This window comes from Aeromonas sp. MTB (assembly GCF_056632455.1).
The window spans coordinates 1,598,032-1,616,978 of the sequence record NZ_CP147026.1 but is presented as its reverse complement, the minus strand read 5'-3'; the positions used below and the strand labels follow the sequence as shown (position 1 = coordinate 1,616,978).

General features: G+C 49.8%; 17 protein-coding genes. 7 read left to right on the top strand and 10 right to left on the bottom strand.

What is annotated here, in order from left to right:
* The first annotated feature begins 35 nt into the window (after positions 1-35).
* The 7 genes from mtnN (at position 36) to asnB (ending at position 7,755) form a co-directional block, all read left to right on the top strand.
* On the top strand, positions 36-728 hold the full coding sequence (gene mtnN, locus WBR25_RS07470; protein WP_021230869.1) for a 5'-methylthioadenosine/S-adenosylhomocysteine nucleosidase: 693 nt from the start codon (positions 36-38) through the stop codon (positions 726-728).
* Complete coding sequence (locus WBR25_RS07465) at positions 725-1,687, top strand: cobalamin biosynthesis protein CobD/CbiB (protein WP_120414000.1); 963 nt, start codon at positions 725-727, stop codon at positions 1,685-1,687. Before mtnN ends, WBR25_RS07465 begins: the two co-directional genes overlap by 4 nt.
* Complete coding sequence (locus tag WBR25_RS07460; RefSeq protein ID WP_479749645.1) at positions 1,680-2,501, top strand: cobalamin-binding protein; 822 nt, start codon at positions 1,680-1,682, stop codon at positions 2,499-2,501. The genes WBR25_RS07465 and WBR25_RS07460 overlap by 8 nt, the downstream gene beginning before the upstream one ends.
* A gap of 144 nt (positions 2,502-2,645) precedes the next feature.
* Positions 2,646-3,650 carry a UDP-N-acetylglucosamine 4,6-dehydratase (inverting) gene (pseB, locus tag WBR25_RS07455; RefSeq protein WP_120413998.1) on the top strand — a complete coding sequence of 335 codons (1,005 nt, stop codon included), beginning with the start codon at positions 2,646-2,648 and terminating at the stop codon, positions 3,648-3,650.
* A complete protein-coding gene (pseC, locus tag WBR25_RS07450; protein WP_120413997.1) occupies positions 3,647-4,780 on the top strand; it encodes a UDP-4-amino-4,6-dideoxy-N-acetyl-beta-L-altrosamine transaminase in 1,134 nt (377 codons plus the stop codon). The genes pseB and pseC overlap by 4 nt, the downstream gene beginning before the upstream one ends.
* A gap of 21 nt (positions 4,781-4,801) precedes the next feature.
* Entirely contained in the window at positions 4,802-5,725 is a 924-nt protein-coding gene (locus WBR25_RS07445) for a class I SAM-dependent methyltransferase (RefSeq protein WP_216950540.1), read from the top strand.
* 164 nt (positions 5,726-5,889) lie between these two features.
* On the top strand, positions 5,890-7,755 hold the full coding sequence (gene asnB, locus WBR25_RS07440; RefSeq protein WP_479749644.1) for an asparagine synthase (glutamine-hydrolyzing): 1,866 nt from the start codon (positions 5,890-5,892) through the stop codon (positions 7,753-7,755).
* Between the two features lie 72 nt (positions 7,756-7,827).
* Here asnB and rffA read toward each other — a convergent pair whose 3' ends face one another.
* From rffA to WBR25_RS07390, 10 genes are all read right to left on the bottom strand, one after another.
* On the bottom strand, positions 7,828-8,961 hold the full coding sequence (rffA, locus tag WBR25_RS07435; RefSeq protein ID WP_279486897.1) for a dTDP-4-amino-4,6-dideoxygalactose transaminase: 1,134 nt from the start codon (positions 8,959-8,961) through the stop codon (positions 7,828-7,830).
* Positions 8,962-9,052: 91 nt separating this feature from the next.
* A complete protein-coding gene (locus WBR25_RS07430; RefSeq protein WP_147402449.1) occupies positions 9,053-9,754 on the bottom strand; it encodes a hypothetical protein in 702 nt (233 codons plus the stop codon).
* Positions 9,755-9,842: 88 nt separating this feature from the next.
* Positions 9,843-10,622, bottom strand: a complete 780-nt coding sequence (locus WBR25_RS07425; RefSeq protein ID WP_080630533.1) for a TylF/MycF/NovP-related O-methyltransferase — start codon at positions 10,620-10,622, stop codon at positions 9,843-9,845.
* An 11-nt stretch (positions 10,623-10,633) separates the two neighbouring features.
* Positions 10,634-11,644 (bottom strand): TDP-N-acetylfucosamine:lipid II N-acetylfucosaminyltransferase family protein, encoded by a 1,011-nt coding sequence (locus WBR25_RS07420; RefSeq protein WP_120413993.1) that lies wholly within the window; start codon positions 11,642-11,644, stop codon positions 10,634-10,636.
* An 11-nt stretch (positions 11,645-11,655) separates the two neighbouring features.
* A complete protein-coding gene (locus WBR25_RS07415; protein WP_120413992.1) occupies positions 11,656-12,483 on the bottom strand; it encodes a class I SAM-dependent methyltransferase in 828 nt (275 codons plus the stop codon).
* Positions 12,473-14,188: an asparagine synthase-related protein gene (locus WBR25_RS07410; RefSeq protein ID WP_323891259.1), complete on the bottom strand. Its 1,716-nt coding sequence runs from the start codon at positions 14,186-14,188 to the stop codon at positions 12,473-12,475. Before WBR25_RS07410 ends, WBR25_RS07415 begins: the two co-directional genes overlap by 11 nt.
* A 27-nt stretch (positions 14,189-14,215) precedes the next feature.
* Positions 14,216-15,379, bottom strand: a complete 1,164-nt coding sequence (locus WBR25_RS07405) for a glycosyltransferase (RefSeq protein WP_429207611.1) — start codon at positions 15,377-15,379, stop codon at positions 14,216-14,218.
* Positions 15,379-16,743, bottom strand: a complete 1,365-nt coding sequence (locus WBR25_RS07400; protein ID WP_120413989.1) for a glycosyltransferase family 2 protein — start codon at positions 16,741-16,743, stop codon at positions 15,379-15,381. The genes WBR25_RS07405 and WBR25_RS07400 overlap by 1 nt, the downstream gene beginning before the upstream one ends.
* Before the next feature lie 44 nt (positions 16,744-16,787).
* Positions 16,788-17,948: a UDP-galactopyranose mutase gene (glf, locus tag WBR25_RS07395; protein WP_429207610.1), complete on the bottom strand. Its 1,161-nt coding sequence runs from the start codon at positions 17,946-17,948 to the stop codon at positions 16,788-16,790.
* Positions 17,945-18,916 carry a glycosyltransferase family 2 protein gene (locus WBR25_RS07390; RefSeq protein WP_279486886.1) on the bottom strand — a complete coding sequence of 324 codons (972 nt, stop codon included), beginning with the start codon at positions 18,914-18,916 and terminating at the stop codon, positions 17,945-17,947. The genes glf and WBR25_RS07390 overlap by 4 nt, the downstream gene beginning before the upstream one ends.
* Between the last annotated feature and the right edge of the window lie 31 nt (positions 18,917-18,947).

Here is an 18,947-nt window from a genome sequence, read left to right as displayed (position 1 = left end):
AATTCAGCCACACGGCTATCAAGACGAGGTCAGTAATGAAAGTAGGTATTATCGGCGCCATGGAGCAAGAAGTGGCCCTGCTGCGCAGCCAGATGAGCAACCCCACCACCCTGCAACTGGGCGGCTGCGAGTTCTATCAAGGGGAGCTGGCAGGCAAAGAGGTGATCCTGACCCGCTCCGGTATCGGTAAGGTCGCCGCCAGCGTGGCCACCAGCCTGCTGCTGGAAAAATTTGCCCCCGACTGCGTCATCAATACCGGCTCTGCGGGCGGCTTTGCCCAAGACCTGCATATCGGTGATGTGGTGATCGCCAGCGAGATGCGTTTCCACGATGTGGACGTGACCGCCTTTGGTTACGAGATGGGCCAGATGGCGCAGCAACCCGCCGCCTTCCCCTGCGACGAGAAACTCATCGCGGTCGCTCAGGATTGCATCGCCGAGCAGGGCAAGCACCAGACCAAGGTCGGCCTTATCTGCACCGGCGATCAGTTCATGTGCAAACCGGACGCCATCGCCAAGGCTCGCGCCGACTTCCCGCAGATGCTGGCGGTCGAGATGGAAGGTGCAGCGATCGGTCAGGTGTGCCACATGTTCAAGGTGCCCTATCTGGTGGTACGCGCCATGTCCGATATCGCTGGCAAGGAACAGGTTGAATCCTTCGATGCCTTCATCGAAGTGGCCGGCAAGCACTCCGCCGAAGTGATCATCAAGATGCTCGGCAAGCTGTGATCGAGACCGGCTCGCTTGATTTGATGGCCGACGCCCTCCTTTCTACGATGGCGGCCATTCTGGTGGGGGCAGCCCTGCTGGAGGCGGTGATCCCGTGGCCATCCCATCTGCGTCTTTCGGCCGTCACGCCCTTGCTGACCCGGCTGGGGCACAAGGTGCACAGACCCGATGGTTCACCCGGCCAGCAAATGCAGGCAGGCCTGCTGGCAATGCTGGTAGTCTGGCTCCCCTGCGCTGCCGGGCTCTGGTCGCTGCGCAATCTGGCCCTGAGCGAGCCGCTGTTTGACCTGCTGTTTCTGCTGTTGATGATCGAATCTCGTCCACTACGGGAACTCGCCCATGCCACCCGCTCGCTCGCTACGCAGGAGACGCTGCCGCTGGCGAGATTGCAGTACGCCCCCTGGCTCAAACGGGAAACCGGCAAACTCTCGGCCATGGGGCTCGCCAAAGCGGTGACGGAGAGCTGCGCCCTGCGTCTGATCGGCCAATGGGCTGGCCCGCTGCTGGGATTTGCCCTGGCTGGCGTACAGGGCGCCCTGCTCTGGCGACTGGTGCAGCTGATGAATCAGAGTTGGAGCCGCAAAGATCCCGCCTTCGACCACTTTGGTCGCGCCGCCAGCGCCCTCTATCAGGGGCTCAATGTCTCCGTCATTTTGCTGCTTGGGCTGCCACTGCTGGCAAGCCGTATCAAACAGGCAGCACAGCTGCTGCGAAGTGGGGCGCTCTGGCCCTATCCCGCCATGGGGATGCTGCTCACTCTGCTAGTAGATAAGTGCCGGACCCGCCTTGGCGGCCCTCGCTACTATCAGGGAACCTTGCAACGCTGGCCGATACTTGGTAGAGGTGATGACCCCGATGGTGAGTCACCGCGCAAGGTGCTCAATATTCTGCAAGGAATTGGCTGGGGCTGGTTGATGCTGGCGCTGCTTGTCACTGTGGCGGGGTTATTTCATGGTTAGATGGTTGCGATTGCCTATCTGGCTGCCCTGCGTGCTGCTTGCCTGGTTGCCCGGTGTCCTGCAGGCCGCGACCCCGAACCGGGTGGTGAGCGTGGTGCCCCATCTTACCGAGCTGCTTTATGACATCGGCGCCGGTGACAAGCTGGTGGCCATCGACGATGCCTCAGACTATCCCCCCGAGGTCAAAACCAAGCCAAAGGTGGCGAATTATCGCAGCATCAACGTCGAGGCAGTACTGGCGCAAAAGCCGGACCTCATTCTCGGCTGGCGCTCGGCTCAGTCACGGATGCTGGCCCCACTGGAGCAGCTGGGTGTCCCGATGTTCTACTCTGAGCCTACCGATTTTGCCTCGCTGGCGACCGAGATGCGGGCGCTGGGCAAATTGCTGGGGGTGGAAAAAAGTGCCAACGAAGCTGCCGATCGCTATCTGGCACGTCTGCATTCCCTGCAACAGCGCTATGGCAGGCCAACCGGCGTCAAGGTGTTCTACCAGCTCTGGTATCCGCCGCTCACCAGCGTGAGCGGCAACGCCTGGCCCGCCCAAGCCATCGAGCTCTGCGGCGGGATCAACATCATGGCGAATGCCAAGACCCCTTACCCTCAAGTGGACATGGAACAGGTGATCAGGGCCAACCCATCGCTGATCCTGGCGGGGAGTCAAGATCCTGACGCTCTGCGTCACTGGCAGAAGTGGCCTAATCTCGACGCTGTACAGCATCAGCGACTCGATTTAATCAACTCGGATGAGCTGCACCGTTTCACTCCGAGAGCCCTCAATGCGGTGGCGGATATATGCAGAGCAATCAGAAAGTAACAAAAGCCAAAGAGATCAAGACCTGAGTGATGCCCTTGGCTTTAAAACCGTTTTTATGAATTGATCACACTCTTTACAGAAAAAGCTGGTACTTTATTTGCTAGCATATGATTCATCTACTGTTTTTGAGACGAGATGCCCACAATGTTCAACGATAAAACGCTACTGATCACAGGTGGCACTGGCTCGTTTGGCCAGCGATTGGTCAAGACAGTACTGGAACGTTATAAACCCAAACGCCTTATCATCTATTCTCGCGACGAGCTAAAGCAGTTCGAGATGCAGCAAGAGTTCAACGACCCCTGCATGCGTTATTTCATTGGGGATATCAGAGACGCCAACCGCCTCACCATGGCAATGCGTGGAGTGGATTACGTGGTTCATGCTGCCGCACTCAAGCAAGTGCCCGCCGCTGAATACAACCCCATGGAGTGTATTAAAACCAATATCCATGGTGCAGAGAACGTCATCCAGGCCGCTTTGCTCAATCAAGTCAAAAAAGTTATTGCCCTCTCCACTGACAAAGCCGCCAATCCAATCAATCTCTACGGTGCCACCAAACTGGCATCAGACAAGCTCTTCGTGGCAGCAAACAACATCGCGGGGCAAGATCCCACCCGTTTTGCCGTAGTCCGCTACGGCAACGTGGTCGGTTCTCGCGGCTCTGTCGTCCCCTTCTTCCAAAAGCTGATTGATCAGGGTATTGATGCCTTGCCCATTACCCATGAGGAGATGACGAGATTCTGGATCACCTTACAGCAAGGGGTGGATTTCGTGCTGGACAATTTTGGCCGCATGAAAGGGGGGGAGATATTCGTTCCCAAATTGCCATCTGTTCGCATCACCGATTTGGCAAGTGCCATGGCTCCAAGCCTGCCACACAAGATCATCGGTATCCGCCCTGGAGAAAAGCTTCACGAAGTGATGTGTCCTGCCGATGACTCTTACCACACCTTTGAATTTGATGACTTCTTCGTGATCGGCCCAACAATCAACTTCAATAATCGCAACAACGACTTCTCCAAGACAGCTGCGGGCGAAAAAGGAAAGATGGTCGAGCAGGGATTTGAATACAACTCTCGAAGCAACCCTGACTTTTTCTCCATTGAACAGCTGCAGAAGATGAACCAGAGCAAGATAGCAGAATGATCCCCTACGGCCGTCAATCTATCAGCCAGGCAGATATCGATGCTGTCGTGGAAGTTCTCAAGTCCGACTTCCTGACCCAAGGGCCGGTCGTTCCACGCTTCGAGCAAGCGGTTGCCGACTACTGTGGAGCTAAATTCGGGGTGGCGGTCAATTCAGGTACTGCTGCACTCCATATCGCCTGTATGGCGCTGGGCGTCGGCCACGGGGATTGGGTCTGGACATCGCCCATCAGCTTCGTTGCATCCGCCAACTGTGCTCTCTATTGCGGTGCACAAGTCGACTTCGTCGACATTGAGCCCGATACAGGGAACATGTGCGCAGTGGAGCTGGAGAGGAAACTGATTGCCGCCCAGGCGGAAGGAAAACTACCCAAAGTAGTAATACCGGTACACTTCGCCGGCCTCCCCTGCGACATGCAGGAGATCCACCGCCTGGGGCAAGAGTACGGTTTCCGGATCATCGAGGATGCCTGCCACGCCCTCGGTGCCCGTTATCATGGTGAGTCTACCGGCAATGGCCGCTATAGCGACATCACCATCTTCAGCTTCCACCCGGTGAAGATCATCACCACCGGCGAGGGTGGCATGGCGATGACCAACGACCCTGCGCTCGCCAAAACCATGCGCATGCTACGCAGCCACGGCATCACCCGCGAACCGGAAGACTTCATCAATGAACCGGACGGCCCCTGGTACTACGAGCAGCAGATGCTGGGCTTCAACTACCGCATGACGGATATTCAGGCAGCACTGGGATTGAGCCAAATGCAGAATCTGGAAAGCTGGATCGCCAAGCGAGGCGAGATTGCCCGTCGTTACTTTGAAACTTTGTCTCCTGAGCGTCTGCGCCGTTACTTCGGCGAAGAACGACGCAGCGCATTTCACCTGTATGTACATCATGTGGCACCCGAACAACGCTTTAACCTATTCCAGCTACTACGCGATCATGGGATTGGGGCCAACGTGCACTATATGCCAATCTACAAGCAGTCTTGGTATCAGCACAAACAGCAAACATCATTGCCGCAGGCTGAACAGTTCTATGCCAGTGCCATCACCTTGCCGCTTTTTCCAAGCTTGAGCTCTGCCCAGCAAGACCTCATTCACGCCCATTTGTTGTCAATGATCTGATCTCGATCCGCGGAGCGCCTTATGCAAATTCTGATCTACGGGACTTCGACCCAAGCACTTCATTTCTTACCGGCATTGGCATTGAACCATACGCTGCAGGGCTTTGTTGACAGTGATCCGGCCAAACAGGGCTCGCACTGGATGAACAAGCCGGTATATCACCCCAGTCAGCTTTCAGGCGTCCAATTCGACAAAATCTTGATCGCCAGCTCTTTTGTCAGCGAGATCAACCAGACGCTGGTAAGTTATGGAATCGAGCCGGGCACCCCCGTCGTAGAGTGTGACGAGATACTGCAGACCAGTCGCGAATATGAGAATGCCCTGCAAGCAGAGCGTTCCAAACGCGAGGATATGCTGCCGAAGATCCCCCTGCTGCAGCAGCATATCGAGGGCACAACCTTGTTGACCAATCGATTGGCTCTGCTCGAGAAGTTACCCACCCAGGGCGTCGTAGCCGAACTGGGCGTGGCGGCGGGTGATTTTAGTCGCCAGATCATGGATATCTGTGCTCCGGCGCAGCTACATCTGGTGGACATATGGGGTTCGGATCGCTACGGCGAAGAGTTGTACCTGAGTGTGAACAACCATTTTCAGCAGCAACGACAGCGCGGAGAGGTGACCATTCACCGCAAACCTTCGCTGGAGGCACTGGAGAGTTTCCCGGATCAGACCTTCGATTGGGTATATATCGATACCACCCACAGTTATGAATTAACCCGAGATGAGCTCCGAGCCTGTGCCAGAAAAGTAAAATCAACCGGCATTATTGCCGGACATGACTATATGCAGGGCAATTGGCGCACTCAATATCGCTATGGCGTCATCGAAGCGGTGCATGAGTTTTGCGTGGAATATAACTACCGAGTGCTTTATTTGACGATGGATATCGCTGAGTGCCTGAGTTTTGCATTGATTAAGAATAACGATGACGGATTAGCACAATAATACCTGTCCGGGCAGTCGTATTCTGCCTGACGTGTCGTTTAGTGATTGTTGAACGCATCAGGCTCGATAACCTCACAGGATCGTGCGAGCCTACGAACCACAGCCAAGGGTATTTCAGGGATGCTTTTTAAAAAGCAGACGTAACGGAATCAGGCGGAAATCATATGTGTGGAATTTACTGCAAACTCTATAAATCAGAAGATGTTCAGCCAAATACGCGTTATGAAGATAAAACGACGTTATTAAAGCACCGAGGCCCGGATTGCCAGCAAGTCGTCTATCGAAAAAATGTCGTAATGGGACACACCAGACTCGCCATCCTCGATACACGTAACGCCGCGGCACAACCCTATAAAAATGACCGCGCCATGCTGGTTTTTAATGGCGAAATTTATAATTACAGGGAATTAGCCACACAATATCTTACAGATATCGAATTGCAAACCACCTCTGATACCGAGGTGTTGTTTGAGCTGCTAAATAGAATGGGAACCAGCGCGATTGCCAAACTGGATGGTATGTTTGCGTTTGCATATATGAATTTTGTAACGCAAGAACTGATTGTCGCTCGCGATATCAGTGGAATTAAACCGCTGTATTATATCGAAACCGACGATGCCATCGAAATTGCTTCCGAAATCAAAAGCCTTGATTATGTAATCTCGCGGGAAAAATTAAAGGATCAAATCCGGGTAGGAGCGTTTCAAGATAGCAACCTGCCGTATCAGAATGTCACGATCCTCGAGGGCGGTACCCAGCTCACTTATTCGCGCCACCAAGCCAAGTCTCAATTAAGTACCTTTGCCAATCCATTATTTTTTATCGATAACAGTGTCTTTCAACGGTGCAAAACGCAATCCCTTTCCAGCCTTGTGGATGAGCTGGAAATGCTGGTGGTCAACAATGTGAAGTCCCATCTGGTCAGCGATGCGCCGCTGGCTACCCTCTGTAGCGGCGGAGTGGACTCTAGCCTGATCTCCGCCATTGCATCCAAAGCGGTGCCACTCGACCTCTATCATGCCGGCGTGGATGGCGGCGGCGGGGAAGAAGAATATGCCGAGATGGTATCCAAACATCTGGGCAAGAATATTATTTACGAAAAAATGACGGCCGAAAAATATTGGTCTGCTTTTCCATACCTAACCTATATTTCTGATTTACCCATTTATCATCCCAACGATGTCAGCCTGCACTGCATAGCCAGCAAAGCTCACTGCAATGGCATAAAGGTCATGTTATCGGGTGAAGGCGCAGATGAATTATTTGGCGGTTATTCGTGGCATCAACGCCAGATGAAGCAATATCGACTGGCCAGAATATTTGCTAGCAAAAAACCGCTGCTAACGCGGCTTTCAGGTGATTACGCGAAAACATTGCGCAATGGTTTCGAACAGTTCACGGTAGAGGACATAGCTAATTACATGCCGCTTGGCTTGGGATATTTTGATATGTCGAATGATCTGATGATGCGATCATTCTTATTCGAGAGCCAGGACTTTGCTAATTGGAAGCGGCTATCAGCAATACAGGAACAGTTCGACACATTGGCAACCACTGCGTTCGAAAAGCATATGTTGAGTGCGATCCATTTTAATTTTTATGGCCATCTCGGCAGTATATTACACCGCACAGATAGAATATTGATGGCTAACTCGATTGAAGGGCGCGTGCCGTTTTTAACGAAAGAGATCATCGATTTTTCAATGAATTTACCACTCAACCTGAAAATAAATCGACGTATCCGCAAGGACGGCAAATACCTGTTAAAGAAACTGGCTGAGCGCTATCTGCCAGAGAAGGTAATTTACCGACCTAAGGCCGGCTTCCCGGTACCGATGCAAGAATATGTGCAGCCCATCGAACGAATTTTTGAAAATGGCTATGTCATGGAGTTCACCGGCATGTCACTGCGCATGCTCAAAGAGTTCTATAGCGCCAATCCCTATTTGAAATTCAGAATGCTGGCTCTTGAGGTCTATGGGCGGATCTTTATTCGGCATGAAGATTATCGCAATATCCATATAGAGTAGACATATGACGTAGTTATCACGGTTTAACTGATTGTGTTTAGCCGTGATAACCAGCCTGAGTGTATTAACATGCTAGCCATGGCTCGACAGGAAATTCACAATGCGTTCGCAGATGAAATCAACCTCATCATTCGATAAGTCAAAATACATGGGTAGTCGCACAATTGAATCAGTGAAGTTATCGGCATGCGGTAACGACCGGCCGTCGTGTTTATCTTGAAAATAGGGACTGCAGTGTAAAGATTGATAATGAAAAACTGCTTTAATTTCCGCGAGGTCCAAATATTTAATTAACTGGCTGCGCTGTTGCAGGCTGGCACAATCCAGATAAAACATATGGGCATTATTGGTGGCATAAGCAGGAATCAATGGCAATCTGATACCGTATGCAGCGACCACAGGTGTCAGCGCCTGCCAATAGCGCTGCCATATTTCCAAGCGGCGTTTTTGAATCACATCCAACTGCTCTAATTGTGCATACAAGTAAGCTGCTATAATATCGGACGGCAGGAACGAAGAGCCAATATCAACCCAGCCGTACTTATCAACCTCGCCACGAAAGAATGAACTGCGGTTTGTTCCTTTCTCGCGGATTATTTCAGCGCGATGTGCATATTGTTTATCGTTGATAACCAACAAGCCACCTTCGCCGGAAATAATGTTCTTGGTCTCGTGGAACGAGAATGTTGATAAACAGCCGACACTGCCTAATGGCCGTGATTTATAAAATGAATTGATGGCTTGTGCCGCATCTTCAACTACGGGAATATTATATTTTTCGGCGATCTGCATGATGGCATCCATATCACATGCCACTCCTGCATAATGCACGACTATGATGGCTCGTGTGCGCGGAGTAATAAGGGCTTCAATTTGCGCCGGATCAATATTTGGGTGATCGGCATAAGAATCAGCAAACACGATATTGGCACCGCGCAGGACAAATGCATTCACAGTAGAAACAAAGGTATAGCTGGGCGCTATCACCTCATCGCCAGGCTGGATGTTGAGCAGAATAGCTGCCATTTCCAAGGCATCGGTACAGGATGTCGTCAGCAACACCTTATCAAAGTGATAGCGTGACTCCAGATAATGGTGACATTTGTGCGTAAACACACCATCGCCGGAAATTTTACCACTGGCCACCGACTCGGCAATATAGACCAGCTCCCGACCATGTAGATAAGGCTTATTAAAAGGAATCATAGTGACCTGCCTTTGATGATGCATTTCTGCCGCTATCACAAGCCTAGCAAGCAAACGCCAAAATAACCTCGATAGACATCAATAATAATATCTAATCCGTGATCATTAAGTGATAACCGCACAATGCCCTATCAATATGAAATGGAAATGAGTTGTATAAATTTAAAACACCAACATTCGCAGCCGAGATCAGGGTGGTTATTTTCTGGATATCTCTGTGCTGGGCCAATTTAAAGGCCGCCTGCCACAGTGGAACCGATAGCATCGAATATTCTGCACAGGTGCCCGTCAATATCCAATCGAGATCATGACCATTCAGCGATGGCCGCTGAGCATGAAAGCCCACCGCTTTATCGCCATGTTTAGCCAAGAAAAGTTCGAATGGCGAGCAGGCTAATGCATCGATCCAGTTCGCCGTCCGCTGCTGAGCAGCCGTATAATCAACGCGCAAGTCTTCAAGCATTCTGCCGTGTTTGAAATCATCGCGCGCCATGGTTTTGATAAGTGCAATATCTTGCTGTGATTGCACTGGCACAAGGAGCAAACGGCTGCTTAGATCACGTGCAAATAAATGACGCTTTGGATTACGAAAAGATAATTCGTAGCTTAGCTCTGCATAATAAAAACCGGCGAGCTCAAGCAGGTGGCGCTTTTCTCGTACATGCTCCACTCTGGCCTGCACATATTCAAAACCTGCTTGCTTTATGAAGTCGATAGCTGAAGGTAGCAAAGCATTAAAGCCAGAACAGTCCGGGCAACCGTCCACTATTTCACATGTTTTTTTAGCCAACACGGCATCATTCCAGGGAGTAGGTCTCACTTCAATAAAGTGCGACGGCTGACCCGGCATAATAAAGCACTGCGACCCCATCGCTGGCGACTTATTCCCCATAGACGGCCCAAGCACAATGGGATTGCAGAGGCGTTCTATACAAGCGCAAATTATTGAGTCCTAATACTTCGTCCAATGCGCGTGTTTCGCCAGGGAAAAACTCGCAATTCAATTCATCAAAGACCAGTAATGAACCACGTGTGAGACGAGGAATAATTTTTTCCAATACATCTCTAGTCGGCTTATAAAGATCCATATCGAAAATGGCCATGGAAATAATGGCATGCGGGTTATCTGCCAACCATTTATCAATGGTCACCGAGGCATCACCCTTAATCAGCCGATGTTTTACCAGATCATTCATCGGTGCAAAGCTTTCATGCAGTTTTAACAGCTGTGCTAGTTTATCTTCATATTCATCAGTCGATTTATAATCGCCAGCATTCGCATAGGCACCATCTTTTACATCTACCGATGGAAACCCTTCGAACGTATCGAACCCATGAATGACACGGCTTTGATTAAACGGCTCAAAGATGCTGCGCATATTAATCAGCAATGACATGCCGGCGCCCCAGTGCACACCAAATTCACAAATAACGCCTGGAACATCGACTATTTTTTTATACAACTCGGCATAATAAAGAACGCGCGCCACAGAATCGACCCGTAACGAGACCAGATTATGGCGATGCCACGCCTCACCAAATAATGGGGATAGTTCATGGACCAAGGTTTTCAATTGCTGAGTGTTGTTTGATTTTTCATTGGATGTATAAACCAACTCACCATCACGTGATTGCAGCGATAATTTATCATCATTGCGCATAGACACCTCTACTAACGATTAAAAATAGTGCGCCAGTCATTAATCAGCTGGGTATGGCTAAAATAGCGTTGAATGATTTTAGCATTCGGCGTGTTATAGCCTATATTTGCCAGCGCCACATCTATTTGATCGGTTGAAAAAAGTTCGACACCCAGCTCTTGCAAGAATTTTCTTGATGTCGTCTCGGAATGCATCGCCACCGGAATGCCGCGCCCCAATAGCGAAATCAAATTGCCCATTCCATGCTGACGCCATGAGGGCATAATCGCCAAATCAATATTGTTCAAAAATAACTCGTAATGCTCTCGTGTCGAAAACTCAAGCAGTGGATTAAAGCGTTCATTTAATTTAGCATGACCGACGGCAACGACTTTATTGATATAATCCGGGTTGGGAGGGTAAGCTAACGGCGAAAAAATTGCGGCATTTTCAATATTTGAAAAGTATTCAATCCAGTAAATATGATCATTTTCTACCGCGCTGGAATGGCCAAGCAAGATATTTACAGTTTGAGGACTCTCCGCACGCTCACCACGCGGGTCACACTCCGGTCCGCCGTAAATATTACTTGGATAACAGAAACAAGAAAAAGACTGCCCCCTGGCCTCATACTTCTTCCTGACCCATTCAACATCACCAGGAATAAAAGAAATTAAACCTGCGACCGCAGCGATCACTTTTTTATGATTATATGAATATTGATCATAATAGTAAAAATCCCCCCCCCACATGGTCCAAAAAGATTTGTCTAGCCAATCTTTCTTTTGCACTAACAGACCATTCACTTTATCACGCCACAGGCCATGTAATATTATTTTGTCCGCGGCATCGAAATAGGAAGCCAGGGTAACAAAGTCTTCATCTCGGTATAAAAACTCCACAGGATGGTGCGGTTGCAAACCAAACTGATACTTGGGGCTGGTAATAAAAACAAAGCGATGCTGACTCACATCAAAATTCGCCATCATAAAATCAAGGAACGATGGCATAAACTTCTCGATGACCATGACATGCAGAATCATAGAGCCTCTATCTATTTGCCAACAACAATGTACATGTTTTCACATTGATAAAATGATTTTATCCATCTCTGCAACTGCAACATGATGCTCAGCAACCCGATTGGCAGATGATATTTTTCGGATAGCAATTTTAATTTTTTAGCCTTCCGGCTTTCACCAACATTAACAATCGACAAGTGAGGGTATGTGTCTTTAATATAATTAACTACTCTGTCACTAGTTATCCAATTCAAGGTATCGATGCCACTAGTTGGTCGATTAAGTGCTCTCAGCAGCTTCTTGGCCCAATAATTGTTTAGCTTTGGTAACAGCGGCAATATATAGTGCGGTTCAAAAAAACCAAAATAGTCAGGAGCCTGAATGATTATTTTGCCTCCCGTCTTGGTGACCCGAATCATTTCATCAAGACAGGCAGTGACATCCTGAACATGTTCAAGTGTCTGATATGTGGTAACGAGATCAAACTTCTCATCACAAAAATCCAACTTTTCACCCAGGCCATACTGTATTCTATCCGCGTATGTTGCATATTTTTCGTCTTCTGCAATACGCATATTGATGTACTCTAATTTCCAAGCTTCTGGCTCAACGCCATAAACATCATGCCCTCTTTTTAATCCGCGAAAAACAAAAGAGCCAACACCTGCAGCCATATCAAGAATAGTGCCATCAGCATCGCCAAAATGTTCCAGCTCATGCCAGCGGCCATTAAGATCATGGTCAAAATCCGACCAGGCCTCGATCACATCATCCAAGTAGGTTGGATTCTGTAATCCGAAATAAAATAACGACTCTTCATACACGCGCGCGCTTATAAATTGTTTGCTTTCAACTGACATGGTATGCCTCGTCTGATTTTTCGAAACAATACTGCAAAAACAGTTCTATGGTTGCGGCTCTTAGCAATTTATTGCTGCGGTTTAAGTTCTGCTCTAGATGGGGCACATAGTACATTGCATGCCAATTCTCATCGGTAAACTGTCGATAGAGTGCGGTCAGCGGATTCAATATTTTGTTCAGCTTTTCCGCAATGTCTGGCTGCCGGATCCAGCTTGGATAATCGGCATAATGATCAGTTTTACATTCAGGCATGGGCATGCCGGGGTTATTGTCGATTGTCTTGCCTGTTTTTTGCCAGGGAATTGATTTGTAAAATTTAGGAAACTGCTCCAGCAGCACGGCAGAATACAGCCGATTGCCGAGTCGATACTCATCATTAATCGAGAAGACAAACTCCAGCAATTCATTATCAAGAAATGGTTTTTTATGCTCCAACCAGGCGGATGACGCCAGGGTTCCCATATTGGTAAAGCGGCGAACCCGGTTCATAAAAAGATTTGGCTCAACATGCGGGGTATCATAAAAAGATGATTCGATGTTAGCCAGATAGGTGTGCTGGCCATAATACAACTCGGCAATCTCCGGGGTAATTCTCTTATTTGCCGTTTCCGCGCGCAAAAAACTCGGCCCCAGAATCGCATCACCACAATAACCACTGAGGGTATATCGCCCTTGCTGGATAATTTGGTCAACAAACTCACAGCCATGCATGTGCTGCATATCCAGAAAACCATCTGTTAGCCAGATAGTCGGTATTCTTTTTTCAAACCAGTTATCCGGCGTCAGCTCATGAATCACATGGGGCCAGCCAACCATTTCGGTTACCTTCTGCGCCAACACAATGTCGGCACATTGATCTGTACCAAAGGTATAACAGGCCCCTTTATATCCAGGATGCATCTGGTGTGTGGCGGCCAGTAACATTCGTGAATCCAGCCCACCACTGATGGGAAATACCAGCGATTCCGCCATATCAAGCCGCCGCTGAACGGCGTGCATAACAATTTCGCTCAACGCATCGACCGCATCATTGAACGACACGTTCTGTTGTTTGATATTTGCCCACGACCAGTAATGTTGGCTTTGTAGTCGATCGCTATCCAGGTCATAACTCAGCACTGTGGCTGGCGGTAGCAGCGTCACGCCGTCGAAATAGGTAATATCGCCGACCAGATATCCCAAGTCCATAAAACAGGAGAGTGCCTGTTGGCTGATTTTTTTTTCAAAAAAATCCAGCGATAAAAAAGCCTTTATTTCACTTCCCCAGGCAAAATAGCCGTTTCGATGATAATAGAACAGTACGCGCATACCATTTCGATCAGAGACCAGGGTGATTTTTTTACGCTGCCGATCAAACAGCACCGCACAAAACACGCCATCCAGCCTGGCCAGCAAATCATCTAACATATTTTGTTGATAGCTCCAAATAATGGCACTATTCAGATCGTGAAATATTTGCTGATAATGTTGAGCAATCTCTTGCAAATTATAGGCACACCCCTCCACCCAAATCTGCAGCAACCTAGATTCATCTTGATGTGTCTTTTTTTCATAAAATGAAAAGCATCGTACAGCAGCTACGTTGTCATCCTGATATTCGTGTTCGATTGCTACCGGGTAAAGCGCGGTTTGCTTACGAACGATCTGAGATATCAGATCCGAATGTTGCGGGTTTTTTTTTATATAACCAAATAGACCAGGCATATTGATTCGCCGTTGCAGGTTAATTTATTAAAATGTTATGTGTTTTAATCGTTCTTGTGCTATCTGCATGATGTTGGCGGTTTGCACACCCCACGAGAAATGTGACTCGGCGTAATGGTGCAGATTGCGGGCGGTCTCTGCTATCGGCAGTGAGAGATAGTTTTCATAGATGGCTACCAGATCAACAGGCTGATCATCGGCAGCCAGTTGCCATGTGCCAGATAATTGCTCGTGGCTAAAACTGTCCTCCAGGCTGTAGATAAACGGCAAACCGTAATACATAAATTCACGGTGCTTTAATGGTTCTGCGTAGCTGACGCCGGTGCGATGAAAACCCAATGACCCAAGACCAAGATGCACACCAGCATAACGATTTGCCAATGCATCAGGATCCAGCACACCAGTGAAGGTCACAAACTCGGCAACCCCCAATTCCTGGGCCTGTTGTACCAACTGTGCCGAAGCGGGCCCCTGGCCGACCAGAAACAGCCGCAGATCGACCTCAGGGTAGGCTTTTACAAATTCGGGTATCGCCGGGAACAGTCGATCATAGCCGTGCCAACGCGCCAGATAGCCAACACCCAGCAGGTGGAAGGCATGGTGAATATCAGGCCTCGGCTCCGGCACAGTCGGTGCGATCCAGGTTGCCCCGTTGCCCATCTTGTACAGTGGCCGCTCATGCAACGTCTCGCCCGGCAGCACTTGGCTGGGGGTGAAAAATCCGGCCACCAGGGGCGCCAACTGCAGGAAATAACCCAGATCGGCCTTGGCGGCTTGTGCCGGCAATTCATTTCGATATTCCAGCGTGTACATCTCGACGAACATTGGCACTGCCGCTGCGCGCAACTGCCGCGCCAATTGCAGTAACTCATCGTTATGCATCGGGTTGTAACGCACATATACCCACTCGAATGCGCGAGCCTGGGCTTGGTGCGCAGCAACCCAGGCAGCAACATGTACAAAGAAGTCCCCGGGGGCAACCGCAGTCGTGATGATTTCACGCTGGACTTCGCTCCCCGCCTCGAACACCAAGCGTACTATGTTCGAGCCATCGCCGCAGATCATATGTACCTGTTTGTGATTTAGACTAAAACCCTGCGCCTGAGCCAGCACCTTGCGCATAACGCCCAGGTGCCCACGTGTTTTAAGATTCACGTTATAGATAGCTAAAATTGATCCATACCCCGCCATTATGCCTCCGAAGCATAAAATGCATCTACTGACTGACGTGCCGACTCCAATTCAGTGGCGATCTGCAATGCCGTTACCCCGTCGATAGTCTGTGGTAGCAGATTCCAGAATAGATCGGTTAACAGCTCGTCATGTGCCACCTCAGTTGAGGTAACATCAAACAGGTGAGGAACCACGATCAGACGAATTGCAGTGGTCGACTCAGACAGAGGCACAGTGTTAACGCACTCGGGCCAGTCCCGGATACTCTTCGACAAGGTCTCATACAATGCAGGAGCCAGCACAAAACGGTGACTATTTACATTAAATTGACCACAACTGACGATAAAACGACATAAGCTATTGTGTTGTCTTGCTGTGGACATATCAGACCTTGCCACGGCGCTCATATCTAGCAGGTAAACTCCGGGTGGTACCATGACCTGCAGCAACTTTTGCTTGCCACTACCGCGCTCAGGAAAGGCTACCCCCTGATAACGCCCACCGATACCAGTGGCCGCATCTTGTAAACCTCGTTGCATGGCAACAAGCAATTCGTCCATAGCATTCAAATGCTGGAAGGTGATATTGCGTGCCAAGCTGCGCTGTACATAATGTTTGACCTGATGGGGAGGATAGCGAACAGGATGCTTTGCGAAGAAACTCAGCTTGTTACGCCAGTAGTAGTAACGAGGTAATGTATTAGTCGCATTAGCACCACCTCCCTTGTGCAAAGCCTGTAGTCTTGGCTGTGCGACTACACGCCAACCAGCATCCTTGACTCGTACACACCAATCAATGTCATCCCAATAAAGGAAAAAGTCCTCATCAAATACACCCACCCGTTCGATGATTTCAGCTTTTGTCATCAGACAACAAGCGGGCACATAATCACAATCCACCGGTTCCATCGCTATCGAGGAATAGGATTCACCCGCAAAATTAAGGTGAAAACTAAAGGTAGCATCCTTTAAAGATACGTTGGAGCCGACTTCCTGTACCACCTCCGGATTATCCATTTTACATATTGCTGGTCCGATAACACCTATATCGTTGTGGTTAGCCAGTAAATCCATCATCCCAACTAGGGTGTTTGGTAGTACGACAGCATCATTATCCAGTAGCGCAATATAACGATACCCCATTTTTTGGGCTTGGCGCATACCATGAGCAAATCCCCCAGAGCCACCAACGTTTTCTTTTAATACTTCAAGTCTAATATTAGGATAGTATTGACGGATCAATGTTACAGAGTCATCTGTTGATGCGTTATCTACAACAATAATATCCGCCAGTTCACCCGCTGTATTTTGTACTGATTCGATCGCCCCGAGCACATAATTTTGCTTATTAAAATTACAGATAACCACACAGATTGGTTTCATTTTATTTTCTCACCGGCTAACACTTATCTATCAAATACCAAAAGCTAGTATGCCGTGCATATTTTATAGAAAAAATTTAATGCATTGCTCACCGCATCATCCATATCGAAATAGCGATACTCGGCAAGGCGCCCCAAAGCAATCAGTTGCGGGAACTGGGCCAATTCATCGCGGCAAGCCTGATAGTTCTGTTTGGCCTCATCGGTAAACAGCGGGTAGTAAGGCTCCAACTCCTGCTCCGGCTGATAGTCACAGGGATATTCGTACACTATGCTGGTGCCGGGATGCACCTGCCCACTGAAATGCTTGAACTCGGTGATCCGGGTGAAGGCTTCTTCATTCGGATAATTGACGGTGGTGACAGGCTGAAATTGCTCTTGCGCCAGATGGCGATGTTCAAAACGCAGTGAGCGGTATGGCAAACAATTCCCTTCTGCCGACATCAACTGATCCAGCATACCGGTATAGATCAGTGGACCGTCGAAAGGCGCGCCATCCAACAACACCTGCTTCTGCTGCCAATCCAATCTGACACGCTGCACCATGGGGGTAGACAGCCGCACGTCAATCAGCGGGTGTGCGAGCATGCGCTCAAACATGGCGGTATAGCCTGCAGCCGGTACCGCCTGCCAGGGATCGGTGAAGTAGCGATCATCCCTGCTGACCACAACGGGTACCCGCGCCGTCACCTCGGGGGAGATCTGCTCGGGCGGTACCCCCCACTGTTTGCTGGTGTAGTTAACAAAGGCTTTCTGATAGATGAAATCAGCCAATTCACCCAGCAGGGGATGCGCCTCTTTGCGTAGCTCTAGGATCGGTACTCTGGCCCCATCACCAAACCGGGTGCGCAGGGCCTCAATCATGGCGGCTGCCTTATCGGCGGGGAAACAACGCTCGATGCTGGTCAGGTTGAACGGGATTGGCACCAACAGCCCGTCGATACGTGACAACACACGATGCTCATAAGGCAGCCACTCGGTAAACTGCGACAAGTAGTCCCACACCTCCTTGTTGTCGGTATGGAAGAGGTGTGGCCCATAGCGATGGACCAACACCCCATGCGCATCATACTCGTCAAAGCAGTTGCCACCGATATGGTCGCGCTGTTCCAGCACCAGCACCTTCCAACCAAGCTGGCTGGCCATGCGCTCAGCCATGACGGCACCGGAAAGCCCGGCGCCAATGACGATCGCCTGATAGCTCATGCCGCCTCTCCAAACAGTTGTTGCATAACCCGTGCTGGATGAGCTCGCTGCGCCCACGCCAGTTGATGTCGCTCATCGAAGAACCAGCCTGGCGCCAGCTCCTCGACCTCGGTAACTGACTGTTCGATAAGCTGCATGAAACGGGCAACGTCATCCTGCCGCAGAAAGTAGAGTGCGGCAGAGTAATAGTGATGGGCACGCCCCTGGGCAATGGCCACAGGATCTGCCCCAAACGCAGCGGCGTTATCACAGGCGCGCAGCAGATCGCGCAGCGACTGCTCACGACGTTCTGCCGATTTGCGGGTCTGTCCGCCAAAGCTCTGGGTATGGAAGCGATAGCGGCCCAATAATTCGGGGATAAAATCCAGCGTCCCCGGATTGTGGGAGAGGTTCAAGATGTGCCAGGGATAATCGAGGATGATCTTGCACCCCTCATCGATGGCATTTTCCATCCCTTCATAACGGCGGAACATTATGGAACTTGCATTGACGAACACCCCGAAGCGGATCAATGCCTCCCGTGTCATCACGGGTTCAAGATAGCGGGCATTGTAATAATCGCGGGTGAATAGCTTGATCCGTGCGCCAGTTTCATCATCAAACATCTCCGCTTCGTGGTAGCAAAGCGTGCAGCTAGTGTGCGAATCAAGATAATCGGCCTGGCTCTGCAGCTTGCCCGACAGAGCCAGATCATCCCCGTCGACATAGGCGATGTATTCACCGCTAGCCTCTCTCAGCAAGCGTTTCTGGGTCTTGGCCAACCCCATATTCTGCGAGTTCTGTAGTGCCTTGAGTTGCGGCCACTGCCGTGCCAGCCGCTGCATGATGGACCAGGAGTCATCGCTCGAGCTGTCATCAATGGCAATGACCTCAAAATCGAAATTGGTTTGCTGTTCCAGCAAACTAAGCAGACAGGGCTCGATAAAGCGCCCGAGGTTATACACCGGCACCAGTACGCTGACTTTCATAGAGAATCCAGAAGTAGAGTAAAAAAGAAGC

Excerpts from the sequence above, each read along its gene's own strand:
- WBR25_RS07410 (WP_323891259.1), bottom strand. The coding sequence starts at position 14,188 with ATGCCTGGTCTATTTGGTTATATAAAAAAAAACCCGCAACATTCGGAT.
- mtnN (WP_021230869.1), top strand. The coding sequence starts at position 36 with ATGAAAGTAGGTATTATCGGCGCCATGGAGCAAGAAGTGGCCCTGCTG.
- WBR25_RS07460 (WP_479749645.1), top strand. The coding sequence starts at position 1,680 with ATGGTTAGATGGTTGCGATTGCCTATCTGGCTGCCCTGCGTGCTGCTT.
- WBR25_RS07415 (WP_120413992.1), bottom strand. The coding sequence starts at position 12,483 with ATGTCAGTTGAAAGCAAACAATTTATAAGCGCGCGCGTGTATGAAGAG.
- glf (WP_429207610.1), bottom strand. The coding sequence starts at position 17,948 with ATGAGCTATCAGGCGATCGTCATTGGCGCCGGGCTTTCCGGTGCCGTC.
- WBR25_RS07390 (WP_279486886.1), bottom strand. The coding sequence starts at position 18,916 with ATGAAAGTCAGCGTACTGGTGCCGGTGTATAACCTCGGGCGCTTTATC.
- asnB (WP_479749644.1), top strand. The coding sequence starts at position 5,890 with ATGTGTGGAATTTACTGCAAACTCTATAAATCAGAAGATGTTCAGCCA.
- WBR25_RS07405 (WP_429207611.1), bottom strand. The coding sequence starts at position 15,379 with ATGGCGGGGTATGGATCAATTTTAGCTATCTATAACGTGAATCTTAAA.
- pseC (WP_120413997.1), top strand. The coding sequence starts at position 3,647 with ATGATCCCCTACGGCCGTCAATCTATCAGCCAGGCAGATATCGATGCT.
- WBR25_RS07445 (WP_216950540.1), top strand. The coding sequence starts at position 4,802 with ATGCAAATTCTGATCTACGGGACTTCGACCCAAGCACTTCATTTCTTA.
- rffA (WP_279486897.1), bottom strand. The coding sequence starts at position 8,961 with ATGATTCCTTTTAATAAGCCTTATCTACATGGTCGGGAGCTGGTCTAT.
- WBR25_RS07400 (WP_120413989.1), bottom strand. The coding sequence starts at position 16,743 with ATGAAACCAATCTGTGTGGTTATCTGTAATTTTAATAAGCAAAATTAT.
- WBR25_RS07420 (WP_120413993.1), bottom strand. The coding sequence starts at position 11,644 with ATGATTCTGCATGTCATGGTCATCGAGAAGTTTATGCCATCGTTCCTT.
- WBR25_RS07425 (WP_080630533.1), bottom strand. The coding sequence starts at position 10,622 with ATGCGCAATGATGATAAATTATCGCTGCAATCACGTGATGGTGAGTTG.
- pseB (WP_120413998.1), top strand. The coding sequence starts at position 2,646 with ATGTTCAACGATAAAACGCTACTGATCACAGGTGGCACTGGCTCGTTT.